At 67.6% G+C, this 13,598-nt stretch carries 12 protein-coding genes; 7 read left to right on the forward strand and 5 right to left on the reverse strand.

Annotated features, from left to right (window positions below):
• The first annotated feature begins 21 nt into the window (after nt 1–21).
• The gene (locus U4Y91_RS22280) at nt 22–912 is read left to right on the forward strand and encodes an amidohydrolase family protein (RefSeq protein WP_321806887.1); all 891 of its coding nucleotides are present in this window, start codon (nt 22–24) and stop codon (nt 910–912) included.
• A gap of 77 nt (nt 913–989) precedes the next feature.
• Nucleotides 990–1,751: a FadR/GntR family transcriptional regulator gene (locus U4Y91_RS22285; protein ID WP_321806888.1), complete on the forward strand. Its 762-nt coding sequence runs from the start codon at nt 990–992 to the stop codon at nt 1,749–1,751.
• Nucleotides 1,752–1,767: 16 nt separating this feature from the next.
• Here U4Y91_RS22285 and U4Y91_RS22290 read toward each other — a convergent pair whose 3' ends face one another.
• Entirely contained in the window at nt 1,768–3,009 is a 1,242-nt protein-coding gene (locus U4Y91_RS22290; protein WP_321806889.1) for an FAD-binding oxidoreductase, read from the reverse strand.
• 402 nt (nt 3,010–3,411) lie between these two features.
• On the opposite strand from U4Y91_RS22290, the gene U4Y91_RS22295 reads away from it, so the two are divergent.
• Both U4Y91_RS22295 and U4Y91_RS22300 read left to right on the forward strand, forming a co-directional pair.
• Nucleotides 3,412–4,584: an XRE family transcriptional regulator gene (locus U4Y91_RS22295; protein WP_321806890.1), complete on the forward strand. Its 1,173-nt coding sequence runs from the start codon at nt 3,412–3,414 to the stop codon at nt 4,582–4,584.
• Entirely contained in the window at nt 4,581–5,078 is a 498-nt protein-coding gene (locus U4Y91_RS22300; RefSeq protein WP_321806891.1) for a PIN domain-containing protein, read from the forward strand. The genes U4Y91_RS22295 and U4Y91_RS22300 overlap by 4 nt, the downstream gene beginning before the upstream one ends.
• 199 nt (nt 5,079–5,277) lie before the next feature.
• On the opposite strand, the gene U4Y91_RS22305 is transcribed toward U4Y91_RS22300, so the two are convergent.
• The 4 genes from U4Y91_RS22305 to U4Y91_RS22320 all read right to left on the reverse strand — a co-directional run bounded on the left by U4Y91_RS22305 (nt 5,278) and on the right by U4Y91_RS22320 (nt 10,546).
• Nucleotides 5,278–6,618 (reverse strand): amidase family protein, encoded by a 1,341-nt coding sequence (locus tag U4Y91_RS22305; RefSeq protein ID WP_321807058.1) that lies wholly within the window; start codon nt 6,616–6,618, stop codon nt 5,278–5,280.
• A 14-nt stretch (nt 6,619–6,632) separates the two neighbouring features.
• On the reverse strand, nt 6,633–7,973 hold the full coding sequence (locus U4Y91_RS22310) for an MFS transporter (RefSeq protein ID WP_321806892.1): 1,341 nt from the start codon (nt 7,971–7,973) through the stop codon (nt 6,633–6,635).
• Nucleotides 7,974–8,063: 90 nt separating this feature from the next.
• Nucleotides 8,064–9,500 (reverse strand): D-aminoacylase, encoded by a 1,437-nt coding sequence (locus U4Y91_RS22315; RefSeq protein WP_321806893.1) that lies wholly within the window; start codon nt 9,498–9,500, stop codon nt 8,064–8,066.
• Between the two features lie 158 nt (nt 9,501–9,658).
• Nucleotides 9,659–10,546 (reverse strand): LysR family transcriptional regulator, encoded by an 888-nt coding sequence (locus U4Y91_RS22320; protein ID WP_321806894.1) that lies wholly within the window; start codon nt 10,544–10,546, stop codon nt 9,659–9,661.
• A gap of 476 nt (nt 10,547–11,022) precedes the next feature.
• Here U4Y91_RS22320 and U4Y91_RS22325 point away from each other — a divergent pair, with 476 nt between their 5' ends.
• The 3 genes from U4Y91_RS22325 (at nt 11,023) to U4Y91_RS22335 (ending at nt 13,593) form a co-directional block, all read left to right on the forward strand.
• Nucleotides 11,023–11,730, forward strand: a complete 708-nt coding sequence (locus U4Y91_RS22325) for a YfiR family protein (RefSeq protein WP_321806895.1) — start codon at nt 11,023–11,025, stop codon at nt 11,728–11,730.
• Nucleotides 11,727–12,995, forward strand: coding sequence for a diguanylate cyclase domain-containing protein (locus U4Y91_RS22330; protein ID WP_321806896.1), 1,269 nt, complete (start codon nt 11,727–11,729; stop codon nt 12,993–12,995). The genes U4Y91_RS22325 and U4Y91_RS22330 overlap by 4 nt, the downstream gene beginning before the upstream one ends.
• Before the next feature lie 88 nt (nt 12,996–13,083).
• Nucleotides 13,084–13,593 (forward strand): OmpA family protein, encoded by a 510-nt coding sequence (locus U4Y91_RS22335; RefSeq protein WP_321807059.1) that lies wholly within the window; start codon nt 13,084–13,086, stop codon nt 13,591–13,593.
• The last annotated feature ends 5 nt before the right edge of the window (nt 13,594–13,598 follow it).

Below are 13,598 nucleotides of genomic sequence, written 5' to 3' on the forward strand. Positions count from 1 at the left end.
ACGGTGAATCACGAGGACACCATGGGCGCAGTGCGTATCGATTCCCACCAGCACTTCTGGCGTTACCGCGCGGCCGACTATCCGTGGATCGGCCCCGGCATGGGCGTGCTCGCCCGCGACTACCTGCCCGACGCGCTTTGGCCGCAGATGCACGCGCAGGCGCTCGGCGCGTCGATCGCGGTGCAGGCGCGCGCCGGGCGCGACGAGACGGCGTTCCTGCTCGATCTCGCCCGCGACGACGCGCACATCGCGGCAGTGGTCGGCTGGGAGGATCTCGGTGCGCCGGAACTCGCCGAGCGCATCGCCGAATGGCGCAGCCCGAAGCTGCGCGGCTTTCGTCACCAGGTGCAGGACGAAGCCGACGTCGGCGCGTTCGTCGCGGATCCCGCGTTCAATCGCGGTGTCGCGTGGCTGCAGGCGAACGGCTATGTGTACGACGTGCTCGTGTTCGAGCGCCAGTTGCCCGACGTGCGCGCGTTCTGCGCGCGGCACGATGCGCACTGGCTCGTGCTCGATCATGCCGGCAAGCCGCCGCTCGCCGAATTCCACCGCGATGGCGCTGCGCTCGCCCGCTGGCGTGCCGGGTTGCGCGAGCTGGGCGCGCTGCCGCACGTCGTGTGCAAGCTGTCGGGGCTCGTGACCGAGACGGACTGGCGGCGCGGCCTGCGCGGGCAGGACATCCGGCACATCGAGCAATGCCTCGACGCCGCGCTCGACGCGTTCGGCCCGCAGCGGCTGATGTTCGGGTCGGACTGGCCCGTGTGCCTGCTCGCGGCGTCGTATGACGAAGTGGCGTCGCTGGTCGAGCGCTGGGCCGAAGCGCGGTTGTCGGCGGCCGAGCGCAACGCGTTGTGGGGCGGCACGGCCGCGCGTTGCTATGCGCTGCCGGGCGATTCGAAGCCCGGCATATAAAATAGGCGCGAACGGCCCGGCGCGCGTGTTCCATTCGTCAGACCGTCCGCAATGCAATCGCTTACCTGTATCAACGTATGTCCATCCAGCCGATTCAGAACCGCCGCCTTTATCAGCAGATCGCCGACAAGCTTGGCGCGATGATCGAGTCCGGCGACTTCCCGCCGGGCAGCTACCTGCCGCCCGAGCGCGAACTCGCCGAGCAGTTCGGCGTGTCGCGCACGTCGGTGCGCGAGGCGCTGATCGCGCTCGAAGTCAGCGGGCTCGTCAGCGTGCGTGTCGGCGACGGCGTGAAGGTGCGCCAACCCGAGGCGGCCGCCGCGCCGGAGCCGCGGCCCGATACGAAGGTTGCGCCGTTCCCGGTCGTCGAGATCGATCCCGAGCTCGGCATCGCGCTCGACCTCGATACCGAAATCCCGCCGTTCGCGCTGCTGCAGGCGCGCCGGCTGATCGAGCCGGAAGCCGCGTCGCTCGCCGCGAAGCACGGTTCGGACGCGCAGATCGAAGGGATTCACGCGGCGTTCCTGCGCAACCAGGAAGACAACCGCAGCGGCTCGCTCACGCATCCGGGCGACCGGCTGTTCCATATCCGTATCGCGGAAGCGAGCGACAACCCCGCGTATGCGCTGATGATCAAGCAGCTGCTCGCGCACAAGTACGACCTGATGTTCCAGCGGCTGCAGTCGCTGTACATGCCGAACGACATGCCGCACCGCTCGGAGCTCGAACACCGCGCGATCCTCGACGCGATCCGTGCGCGCGACCCGGAGGCCGCGCGCCGTGCGATGGCCGAGCATCTCGACGAGGTGATCCGGATCTTCGGCCGCGCGCTCGACTGAGCGCGGGCGAGCGGAATCAGAAGCGGTCGGCGCGGTAGGGCGTCGGGTCGGTGAACGGCGCTTCGCCCGTCATCATCTCGGCCAGCAGGCGGCCGGTGACGGGGCCGAGCGTGAGCCCGTGATGGTTGTGCCCGAACGAGAACCACAGCCCGCGATGCGCGGGCGCGGGGCCGATCACCGGCCGCATGTCGGGCGTGCACGGCCGGAAGCCGAGCCACGGCTGCGGGTCGAGCCGTTCGCCGAAGCCGAACACCGGGCGCGCGACGCGTTCCGCGCGCTCGAGCTGCACGCCGGTCGGCGGCAGGCCGCGCCGGGCGATCTCGACGCCGGTGGTCAGCCGCAAGCCGCGCCGCATCGGCGCGATCACGTAGCCGTATTCGCGATCGACGATCGGCGCCGACGGCGCGCCGCGTTCGGACGGCGCGTAGTGCATGTGATAGCCGCGCTTCTCGCGCAGCGGAATCTTGTAGCCGAACTTGCCGAACACCGTGTCCGACCATGGGCCGAGCGCGACGACCACGGCCGGCGCGGCGATCTTGCCGTCGTCCGTCGTGACCTGCCAGCCGGGCGACAGCGCGTCGAGGCTCGCCGCATCGCCGGTGAGCAGCGTGCCGCCGCCTTGCACGAAGAGTTGCGCGTAGGTTTTGACGAGCGCGGACGGATCGACGACGCTTTTCGGATCGAGCCAGTGCAGCGCGCCGCAGAAGCCGGGCGCGAGGCTCGGTTCCTGCGCGCGCAGTGTCGCGGCATCGAGCGGCGTGATGCCGAGCCCGTGACGGCGCGCGGTGAGTCCCGCATCGGTGACGGCGCGTTCGAACGCGGCCGGCGTGCGGAACGCTTCCAGCCAGCCGCTCGCGCGGATCAGCTCGGTGGCGCCGGCGCGCGCGATCAGCGCGTCGTGCTCGACGATGCAGCGCTCGATCAGCGGCAGCATGTCGCGCGAGGCCGCCGCGTGACGCAGCGGTGCCGACTCCCACCAGAAACGCGCGAGCCACGGCGCGAACGCGGGCAGCGACGTGCTGTGCCAGTAGAGATCGGTGGAGCGGTTCAGCGCGTAGCGCATCAGCGTGAACGGGCTGCGCGGGAACGGATACGGTTCGACCGACGAGCGCTCGATCAGCCCCGCGTTGCCGAAGCTCGTGCCTTCGCCGGGCGCGCCGCGGTCGACGAGGGCGACCTTGCGGCCGCGATCCTGCAGGTGCAGCGCGGCGGAGACGCCGACAATGCCCGCGCCCAGAACGATTACGTCGAAGTCCATCGGTGGTGTGACCGCGGTTGATGTCGGTGATAAGCCGACGTTGTGGACGAGGCCGAATGACGGACAGTTCGTCGACATGCGGCTGTTCGTTAGGATACTCGCTATGTCGTTCGATCCGCAAAATCAGGATCGGCCCGGTGGATCGCGCTTCACGATTGGCGACATTGTGAGCGTCACTGCTGCGCGAAGCGTCGGTCGAGATTCGGTGCCTTTTCTCGCGCGTCGCCGCCGCTCGAACTCGTAACTTCATGATTTAGAATGGATTCGAAGCGCCGGCGAGGGCGGCATTCCGGGCCCTGTCCGGCGCGAGCGTTTCGTGCACGCTGAGCGTGTCGGTGGCGAGCGACGCATGTATCCATCATGCTGCTGATGTTGGCCTCTTGAATCGATAGAGAAGCAAGGATGAAACGAGAACCTGTCGAAGGCGTTCAGCCCGAGGTGTTGCGTTGGGCGAGAGAAACGGTCGGACTGTCGATCGACGAAGTCGCGACCATGCTTCGCATTCCGTCGGCCGAGGTTGCCGATTGGGAGGCGGGCGCGGGGGCGCCGACCTACGCTCAGCTCGAAAAGCTCGCGTATCAGGTCTTCAAGAGGCCGCTCGCGGTTTTCTTTCTTCCCGCTCCGCCCGAGGAGAAAGTACCCCAACGTGAATTTCGGACGCTGCCGGACGCGGATATGCGGTCGCTTACCCGTGACACTTATCTGCAGGTCCGGCAGGCGCAGGCGTTTCAGCTATCGCTCAGGGAAGTGTTCGGCGGGCGCAATCCCGCGGCCGACATGATCTGGAAATCCTTGTCGCTCTCGCTATCGGAGTCCGTATCGCAGCAGGCGGAGCGGATTCGTGATGCGCTGGGCATCACACTCGAGGAACAAGCGTCCTGGCGTAATGACGATCTCGCCCTCAAGCAATGGCGAAAAGCCATCGAGGACGCGGGCATTTTTGTCTTCAAGTCGGCATTCAAGCAGCGTGAGATTTCAGGATTTTGCTTGATGGATGATGCATTCCCGATCATTTATCTCAACAACGGTACGACGAAGACGCGTCAGATATTCAGTCTTCTGCACGAACTGGCGCACCTGCTCCTGGGCATGAACGGCCTGAGCAAGCTCGATTCCGGCTATATCGATGCGCTTCCTCAGGCCGAGAGGAAAATCGAGCGATTCTGCAACGCGATAGCAGCGGATGTATTGATTCCGCACACGGCATTCGATCGTCTCGCGGCCGGGCTTCCCGCCGACGTTGAATCCGCGTCCGAGGAGGCGTTTGCCGAACTGGCCGGCTATTTCGGGGTGAGTCGAGAGGCAGTGCTGCGGCGCATGCTCGACCAGGGGCGAGTCAGTCAAGCGTTCTACAAGCGCAAGGCGACGATCTGGTCGGCGCAGCGCAGAGAGGCGACGGGCGGTAGCTACTACGCGAATCAAGGCGCATATCTGAGCGACCGCTTTGCGCGAGAAGTCGTCGGTCGTCACTACCGGCATCAGATCACGCTCGAGCAGGCAGCGGATTTTCTGGGGATCAAGCCGAAGAGCTTTGCGGGATTTGAAGCGCATGTTCTGCATGGGGCGGGTGCATGATCTATGTGTTCGACACCAGTTCCATTCGATCGCTGCAGCATTTCTATCCGCGTGTGTTCCGGAGTATCTGGGATGGTATCGAAAGGCTCGTAGGTCAGCGTCGACTGATCTCCACGAGAGAAGTGTTGAACGAGATCGAGCGACAAGCCGTGAGCGCGGATGTATTGGCGTGGGTGCGGGGCAATCGATCCCTGTTCACCACGCCGAATGCGGATGAACTGCGGTTCGTCGCGGCGATTTTGCAGATCAGGCATTTTCAGGCATTGATCGGGCAGCAGCAGCGTCTCAAGGGCACACCGGTCGCCGATCCGTTCGTTATTGCCTGCGCCAGGGTCCGTCGAGGAACGGTCGTGACCGAAGAGGGATGGCAGCGCGTGGGCGACGGGCTGGCGCCCAAGCCGCATGCAGCGAAGATACCCAACGTATGTGCGCATTTCGAGATTCCATGCATCGATCTCGAAGAATTCATGCACCAGCAGGATTGGCAGTTCTGATCCGACGAGCATCAACGCATTCTGAATCGCTTTTCTCCCGTCGCGCGAGCGAGCGCGCTCGACGTCTGCCATCCGTAGCGTCTTCCACACGACTTGACGAGTATTGGTAGCCGTCGCAGCAACTGCTCGCAGTATGTGCGCCGTGGCGTGGACGCTCGAACCGCAAGCAGACTTGGCACCCCGGGTCACCAAAGGGGCGCTAACGAGGCACGTCGCGCCACTCAGCCGCGAATTGCCGCGCGGCGTCGAAGCAAACCGCGTCGCGTTGCGGCGCGCCGATCAACTGCACCCCCACTGGCAATTCACCCGGCACGAAGCACGGCGCGCTGACGACCGGCAGCCCCGCGAACGAAATTGGCTGCGTGAGCAGGCCGAGCGTCTTCGCAGGTTCGAGCGCGACGCCGTTGACATCGACGGTCGCGTCGCTGAAGCGCGGCGCGGCATAGGGCGTCGCGGCCGCGAGCAGCACGTCGTAGCGCGCGAACAGCGCTTCGACGCGCGCGCGCCACGCGGCCCGGCAGGCAAGCGCTTCCCGATGGGCGGCGCCGGACGTGGCGAGGCCGGTTGCGATGCGCGACCGCAGGCGTTCGGAGACGTGCGCCGCCGGCGCGTCGAGCAACCCGCGATGGTTGCGGGCCAGCTCCACGTTCGAGATCGTGACCGCGGCTTCCCGCACGCGTGCGACTTCGTCGCTGTCGACCGGCACCGCTTCCCCCGCATCCAGACATGCCGCCGCACGCCGCACCGCGCGTTGCGCATCCGCATCGGCATGTCGTTCGAAATCACCCGTCAGCACGGCGACGCGAAGCGGCGCGGCCGGATCGCGAGCCGGTTGTGAGGGCGCTGCATGCGCATCGCGCAGCGTGTCATACAGCGCGGCCAGGTCGTCGATATCGTTCGCGAAGCCGCCGACGGTGTCGAGCGATTCGGCATAGGGGAGGCAACCGGCCGCCGACAGCCGCCCGTCGCTCGGGCGAAACCCCCATACGCCACATAGCGCCGCCGGCGCGCGGATCGAGCCGTTGGTGTCGCTGCCGAGCGCGAGCGGCACGTAGCCGGCCGCGACGGCAGCGGCCGAGCCGCTCGACGAACCGCCCGTCATGCGCGCCGGGTCGGCTGGCAGGCGCACGGCGCCATAGTGCGGATTCACGCCGGTGGCACCGCACGCGAGTTCGTCCATGTGCGTCGCGCCGATCGGCACCGCGCCGGCCGCGCAGAGTCGCGCGACCATCGTGGCATCGGCGACGGCGGGCGGCAACGCGGCGCGCGCCGGCGAGCCCGCGACCGTCGTGTAGCCCGCCACGTCGACATTCCACTTCACGAGAAACGGCACACCAGCCAGCGGCCCGGGATCGCGTCCGTCACGCACGAGGCGATCGATCCGCAGCGCGTCGCGCAGCGCCCGCTCGTCGAAGGTGCGGGCGCAAGCATGGATCGCGCCGTCGCGCGCGGCGATATCGGCGAGCACGGTTTGGACGAGCGACACGGCACTCACGCGTCCCGCACGAATTTCGGCCGCCAGCGCGAGCGCGCTGCGCATCGAAGGCACCGGGTTCACGTGCGCACCATCAGCCGGCGCGGAATCGACAGGATCAGCGCGGCGGCGGCGAACAGCGTGAAGGCGAGCAGCGCGACGCCGAGTTCGGTGCTGCCCGTCAAGCCGGTCGCGTAGCCCATCAGCGTCGGGCCGACGAACCCGGCGACGGCCGCGCCGATGTTGACGAGCCCCGCGCCGCCCGCGGCCGCTTCACCGGCGAGAATCCGCGACGGCAGGCTCCAGAACATCGCGAGCGTGCTCATGATGCCGGCCACGCCGATGGTCAGGCACATGACGGCGAGCACCGGATGTGCGCGCATGCCGAGGCTCGCGAGCAGCGCGACGCCGCCGATCGCGACGGGCAGCGCCGTATGCCAGCGGCGCTCGCCGGTGCGCACCGAGTGCTGCGCGTTCGCGACCATCGCGACCGATGCGACCAGATACGGGATCGCGCTGACGAGGCCGACGCCGAGATTGCTCAGCGAACCGAGCGCCTTGATCATCGTCGGCATCCAGAACACCAGCCCGTAGTTGCCGACGTTGTAGAGGAACGACGTCGCGAACAGCAGCCACAGCGTCGGTTCGCGCAGCGCGGCGCCGAGCTGCGTGCGCTTGCCGGCCGCTTCCTGCGCCATCTCCGCGCGAATCATCCGTTTCTCGGCGTCGGTCAGCCAGGTCGCGTCGTCGATCCGCTCCGTCACGCGTGCGAGCAGGTACACGCCGAGCACGATCGCCGGCAGCCCTTCGATCAGGAACATCCACTGCCAGCCGCGCAGCCCGAAACCGCCATGCGTCGCGTCCATGATCCAGCCCGACAGCGGGCCGCCGACGATCACGCCCAGCGGCATCGCGAGAAACAGGAAGGCCATGACCTTCGCGAGCCGGTGCGACGGAAACCACACGCTGAAGTACGCGATCACGGCCGGAAAGAAGCTGGCCTCGGTCACGCCGAGCAGGAAACGCAGCGCATAGAAGCTCGCGGTGTCGCGGGTCGCCAGCGTGGCGACCGACACGACGCCCCACGTCAGCATCGAGCCGGCGAGACAGCGCTTCACGCCGATCCGCCGCACGAGCCAGCCGGCCGGCACCTGCAGCAGCAGGTAGCCGACGAAGAACAACCCGGCGCCGACGCCGTAGGCGGCGTCCGTGAGGTGCAGGTCCGTCACCATCTGCAGCTTCGCGAAGCCGACGTTGACGCGATCGAGATAACCGAAGAAATAGCAGACCAGGATCAGCGGAATGATGCGCCGGCTCAGGCGCGCGTACAGCGCGTCGAGGCCGGGTGCGGCGGTGTCCGCGTGCGGGGCCGGGCCGGTTTGCATGCCGCGCGGCGTGGGGATGCCGTTGGAATTCGTCATGGTGACTCCGTGCAGGTTGATTCCGGGGCGACGGCCGCGCGGGCGGCGGCCTTCGCGACGACGGACAGGCGTGCCATCGATCGGCCGACGCTAGCGTCCACGGCGCAGCGCCCGGCCGGGGCGCGTGCCGGTGTGCCTGCCGTGTTCGAGCACGGCACGCCCGTTGACGAACACGTGCTCGATGCCTTCAGGGCGGAGCGTCGGGCTCGCGAACGTTGCGCGGTCGATCACGCGGGCGGGATCGAACACGACGAGATCCGCGTAATGACCGACCGCGAGCCGCCCGCGCGCCGCGATGCCGAATTGCTCGGCCGTGAGGCCCGTCATCTTGCGCACGGCGGTTTCGAGCGGGAACAGACCGCGCTCGCGCGAGAATTCGCCGAGCACGCGCGGGAACGTGCCCCACAGCCGCGGGTGCGGGCGCATGTCGTTGGGCAGGCCGTCGGAGCCGATCATCGTCAATTCGTGGCGCATGATGCGTTCCACGTCCGCCTCGTCCATCACGAAGTAGATCGCGCCGGCGGGGCGCAGCGCGTCGATCGCAGCGTCGACGGAATCGCCGAACAGCGGCAGCAGTTCGTGGAAGTCGCGGCCCGCGAGCTCGGGATGCGGCTTCGACCACGCGAGGATCACGCGCGACGACTGGCGGATGCGATCCGCGCGCAGCATCGTCGACGTGGCGGGATACGGATGGCAGTCGATGCACAGCGGTTGCCGTGCGCGCTGCGCGTCGATATGCGCGAGCGTTTCGACCGAGCGGCCATGGTTGGCCTTGCCGGCCACCTTGTGATGCGACAACACGACGCGCACGTCGAGCGCGCGTCCGATCGAGAACGCTTCGTCGAGCGACGCGATGATCGCGTCGGTTTCGTCGCGCAGGTGCGTCGCGAACACGCCGCCCGTCTCGCGCAGCGGCGCGCACACGTCGATCAGCTCGTCGGTCGTCGCGGCCGCCGCGGGCGGGTAGAAGGTGCCCGACGAGACGCCGAACGCGCCGGCCGTCATCGCTTCGCGCACGTCGGCCGCCATCGCCGCGATCTCCACCGCGCTGGCCGCGCGATCGAGATCGGCCATGTGCCGCACGCGCAGCGTCGAATGGCCGACCAGGGCTGCCGTGTTCACGGCGGCGGGCGTTGCGTCGAGCGCGTCGAGATACGCGCGAAACGACGGGAAGCGAAACGACTGCCAGGCGCCGAGCAGGTCGAGCGGCTGCGGCACGTCGCGTTCGGCGAGCAGGGGGGCGAGACTGATCCCGCAGTTGCCGGCGATCACCGTCGTGACGCCTTGCGCGACCTTCGGCTCGACGTCGGGGTCGGTCAGCACGAACGCGTCGTCGTGCGTGTGGCTGTCGATGAAGCCCGGCGCGACGACCAGGCCGCTCGCGTCGAGCGTGTGTGCCGCCGTCGCGCCGCCCAGGTCGCCGATCGCGGCGATGCGCTCGCCCGTCACGCCGAGATCGGCCTCGAAGCGCGCGGCCCCCGTACCGTCGATCAGCTCGCCGCGGCGCAGGATCAAGTCGAAATGCATGGTGGCTCCTCCGGAATCTGCCCGGACCCGGGTGCTGCCCGTGTCCGTCGTTCATGTTCGCCACCATCGTCACCAGCCATTTTTCAGGCGTCCAATGCCGTTCGGCTCGCGATTCATGCGAAACCGGCATCAATGCGAGCGCCGCCGCGCCCGCCGCATTACGCGAACGCTGCCTTCACCAGCGCAAGGAGATCGCTCGCGAAGCTCGACATCGAGATGGTGCGATGCCGCACGATGCCGACCGTGCGGTCGATCGTCGGGCTCGCGATCGGCACCGCGCGCACCGCCGGCGAGCCGTACGCACGCAGCGCGCTTTCGGGCAGGATCGCGCAGCCGACGCCGGCCGCCACCAGCGCGGCGACGCACGAGATGTGCTCGACCTCGTAGAACCAGCGGGTTCGCACCGCCTCCTGACCCATCAGCATTTCGAGCAGCAGACGGTTGCCGCTGTCGCGGCCGCCGATGATCAGCTTCGCGTGCCGCAGTTCGCCGAGCGTGACGGCGTCCGCGCGCGCCAGCGGATCGTCCTCGTGGGTCGCGAGCACGTAACGGTCGGTGAAGAGCGGTTCGAACACCAGATCATCGTCGTCGCCGGGGTGCAGGCTCACGCCGAACTCGGCGATGCCCGCGCGCACCTGCGACAGCACGAAGTCGTGATTGCCGTCGAGGATCTGCACGGCGACCTGCGGATACCTGGCCGCATAGTGGCGCAGTACCTCGGGCAGCGCCTGTGCGACGACCGTCGGGATCGACGCGAGCCGCACCTTGCCGTAACGCTTTTGCGCGATCTCCTGGATCGACGACAGCATCATCCCGAGCTGCGCGATCTGCTCGCGCGCCATCGGCAGGAACTGGCGGCCGACGCCCGTGAGCGTCACGCTGCGCGTGGTGCGCTGGAACAACTCGACGCCGAGCGTCTGCTCGAGCTTCTGGATGCGGCGCGACAGCCCCGGCTGTGTCAGGTGCAGCTTTTCCGCCGCGCGATGGAACGTGCCGAGTTCCGCAACGGCGACGAAGGCTTCGAGTTCCGAGTTTTCGACTTTCATGGCGCTCCAATGTGCAGGCCGGCTCCCACATGCCGGCGTGTGGCGGCAGGATCAGGATTCACGCACCGGTATTTTCGTCGATATCGATTCGTGGCCGGCGGTGTCGCTCGCAGGGCGATCGCGATGGAAAAAAATGACGTGACCGCTTCTGGCAGAAGGTGAGCGTCGGGCGGCGGATGAGGCTTCGGTCGAAGCCGGGGCGAATGTATGAAGGTTGACGCGCCCGGGTGTCCAATCCACTGATCAATTTTCCGAAGGCGAGGCTCGATCGTCGTCGGCAAACAGTTCGCTCGCATCGTCGCGCATCGCACCGATTCGCCCTATTTCCCGATTGCGATTTGGCGGGAGTATCCCACTGGTTCGGGTTGCGAATTTTTACCTAAGATGGAAGCAATCATGTGCGTGACACGGTACCTGCGCGCGCACATCGCAGGCAGGAGGCAGGGCCGGGAACGACTGCAACCGATGTTTCCATCATGGATGCGAGTGTGTGCGCGACGGCCGCGAATCATGCGGCTGCATCGACGCCAGCGGGCGCGGCGGCAATCGCCGCGCGGACGGCGTCCGGCCGGTCGGGCCGAGTCGCCTCGTTGCGTCACGCATTCATCGCAATCGTTTGCGTTCTGAGCGTTGTCCCTTCTGTCCTCGCCGGATCGCTTGCCGACAGGGACGACCCGGTCGACACGATGCACGTCGCAGCCACCGCGACTCCAGCCGGCCCCACGGGTCCCGCCTTTTCGTCACACGACTCCAACGTACGCCAGGTCGTGCTCGGCATCGTCAGTTTCACGCGCTGGCCGACGACGCCCGTGCGCCTGCATCTGTGCGTGACGGGCAGGCCCGACTACGCGGGCGACCTCACCGATACGATGCAGGCCGGCTCGACCGTGCTCGACGTGCAGCGCGTCCGCTTCGACGATCCCTCGCTCGGCATCGCCTGCGACGTCGTGTATCTCGGCGCGCTCGGCAACGACGAGCGAATGCGGGTGAGAACCGCGCTCGCCGGCCATCCGGTGCTGACCATCGCCGAACACGATCCGTCGTGCACCGCGGGCAGCATGTTCTGTCTGACGGTCGAAGGCGAGCACGTGACGTTCGACATCAATCTCGACGCCGTCGCGCGCAGTGGCGTGCGCGTGCATCCGAACGTGCTCAACCTCGCGCGGCGGACGCTGACGCCATGACACGTTCCGCGCCCCCCATTGCGTCCTCACGCGTGCCGCGCCCGACGCTGCAAAGCGTGTTGCGCCGCGCGCACCTGCGCCTGGCGTTCGTCGCGGTGACGATGGCCGCCGTGTCGCTGATCGTCGTCGCCGTGATCGCGTTGCGTGCGTATGCCGGCAACAACCTGAACCTGCTGGCGCGCTCGCTCGGTTACACGGTCGAGGCGGCGCTCGTGTTCGGCGACCGTGCCGCGGCGAGCGAAGCGATCGCGACGATCGCAAGCGATGAGGACGTCGCGCAGGTGGTGGTCACGGACAACAAGGGGCAGTTGTTCGCGATCTGGAAGCTGCCTGCCGGCGGCCGGATCGCCGGGCTCGAGCGCGGCGTCGCCGATCTCGCGTTGCCGGGCGCCGTGACCGTTCCGGTGATGCACGACGGCATCGTCGTCGGTCAGGTGATCGTGCGTGGCCGCGGGCATCAGTTCTTCGGATTCCTGCTCGGCGGCATCGGCGGCATTCTCGGCTGTCTCGTCGTCAGCGTGTTCGGCGCTTATGTCAGCTCGAAGCGTTTGCTGCGCAACATCGTCGCGCCGCTGCGCGCGCTCGCCGCCGTCGCGCACGCCGTGCGGCGCGAGCGTGCGTTCGCGCGTCGCGTCGAGCCCGTGGCGATCGCCGAACTGAACCAGCTCGGCGACGACTTCAATGCGCTGCTCGATGAACTCGAGGACTGGCAGAACACGCTGCGCGACGAGAACGCGTCGCTCGAATACAAGGCGACGCACGATGCGCTCACGGGTTTGCCCAACCGCGTGCAGTTCGAGTCGCGTCTGTCGCTTGCACTCTGCGACGCCGTGGTGACGGGGCAGCGGGTCGCCATCCTGTATCTCGACTGCGACCGCTTCAAGGAAATCAACGACTGCCTTGGCCACGATGCCGGCGATGCGGTGCTGGTCGGCATCGCGACGCGGTTGCGCGCGCAGGTGCGCGAAGCCGATCTCGTCGCTCGCCTCGGCGGCGATGAATTCGCGGTGATGCTGACGGGTGTGCGCGAAACGGACAGCGTGTGCCGGATCGCCGACCAGATTTTGTCCGGCATGGTGTCGTCGATCGAGTTGCCCGACGGACGCATGGTGGCCACCATGATGAGTGCCGGCGTGGCGCTGTATCCCGACCACGCGTCCGACGCGAGCGGCTTGCTGCGCGCGGCGGATGCCGCGATGTACCGCGCCAAGCGTGCGCGGCCGGGGTCGTGGCAGTTGGCGGAAGGCGTAGCCGGGCGGGTTTGAGGTCGATCGTTTCGCGCTGCGGGCGAGGCCGCGGCGGCGGGATAAGACGCGCACGCGATGCGGGCGCATGCGAAGGAAGGGGGCGGTGATGAAAAACGCGTTATCTGTGAGCATGGGGAGGATGTGCGTCGCGAGCGCGGTGCTGCTGTGCCTGCTGCTTGGCGGGTGCAAGACGCCGCCGCTTCATCGTGGGCTCACGCAGACGCAGGTCACGGCGCTGAAGTCGGCCGGGTTTCAGGAGACCGAGCAGGGGTTCGAGTTCGGGTCGACGGGGCCGATCCTGTTTGATTTCGATCGGTACAACCTCAAGCCGGTCGTCAGGCGGGTTGTCGAGCGGATCGGGAAGACGTTGAGGTCGGCCGGGATCAATGGTGTGCGGGTTTATGGGTACTCGGACGAGGAAGGAGAGGCGGCTTACGATCTCGAATTGTCCCGGCGGCGGGCGGAGGTGGTGGCGATCGAGCTTGTGGATGTGGGGCTGGACGGCAAGCAGATCGCGGTGGTCGGGAAGGGGAAGAGCGATCCGGTGGGGGATAACCGGACACCCGCCGGGCGGGCGCAGAATCGGCGGGCGGCGATTGTGGTGTCGCCGCGGTGAGGGGG

This window comes from Burkholderia sp. BCC1993, assembly GCF_905339865.1.
Classification (GTDB): Bacteria; Pseudomonadota; Gammaproteobacteria; order Burkholderiales; family Burkholderiaceae; genus Burkholderia.

What these genes read in the sequence shown, in the direction of transcription:
- U4Y91_RS22330 (WP_321806896.1), top strand. Translation starts at nt 11,727, where the DNA reads ATGACACGTTCCGCGCCCCCCATTGCGTCCTCACGCGTGCCGCGCCCG.
- U4Y91_RS22325 (WP_321806895.1), top strand. Translation starts at nt 11,023, where the DNA reads ATGGATGCGAGTGTGTGCGCGACGGCCGCGAATCATGCGGCTGCATCG.
- U4Y91_RS22305 (WP_321807058.1), bottom strand. Translation starts at nt 6,618, where the DNA reads ATGCGCAGCGCGCTCGCGCTGGCGGCCGAAATTCGTGCGGGACGCGTG.
- U4Y91_RS22285 (WP_321806888.1), top strand. Translation starts at nt 990, where the DNA reads ATGTCCATCCAGCCGATTCAGAACCGCCGCCTTTATCAGCAGATCGCC.
- U4Y91_RS22290 (WP_321806889.1), bottom strand. Translation starts at nt 3,009, where the DNA reads ATGGACTTCGACGTAATCGTTCTGGGCGCGGGCATTGTCGGCGTCTCC.
- U4Y91_RS22295 (WP_321806890.1), top strand. Translation starts at nt 3,412, where the DNA reads ATGAAACGAGAACCTGTCGAAGGCGTTCAGCCCGAGGTGTTGCGTTGG.
- U4Y91_RS22280 (WP_321806887.1), top strand. Translation starts at nt 22, where the DNA reads ATGGGCGCAGTGCGTATCGATTCCCACCAGCACTTCTGGCGTTACCGC.
- U4Y91_RS22315 (WP_321806893.1), bottom strand. Translation starts at nt 9,500, where the DNA reads ATGCATTTCGACTTGATCCTGCGCCGCGGCGAGCTGATCGACGGTACG.
- U4Y91_RS22320 (WP_321806894.1), bottom strand. Translation starts at nt 10,546, where the DNA reads ATGAAAGTCGAAAACTCGGAACTCGAAGCCTTCGTCGCCGTTGCGGAA.
- U4Y91_RS22300 (WP_321806891.1), top strand. Translation starts at nt 4,581, where the DNA reads ATGATCTATGTGTTCGACACCAGTTCCATTCGATCGCTGCAGCATTTC.
- U4Y91_RS22335 (WP_321807059.1), top strand. Translation starts at nt 13,084, where the DNA reads ATGAAAAACGCGTTATCTGTGAGCATGGGGAGGATGTGCGTCGCGAGC.
- U4Y91_RS22310 (WP_321806892.1), bottom strand. Translation starts at nt 7,973, where the DNA reads ATGACGAATTCCAACGGCATCCCCACGCCGCGCGGCATGCAAACCGGC.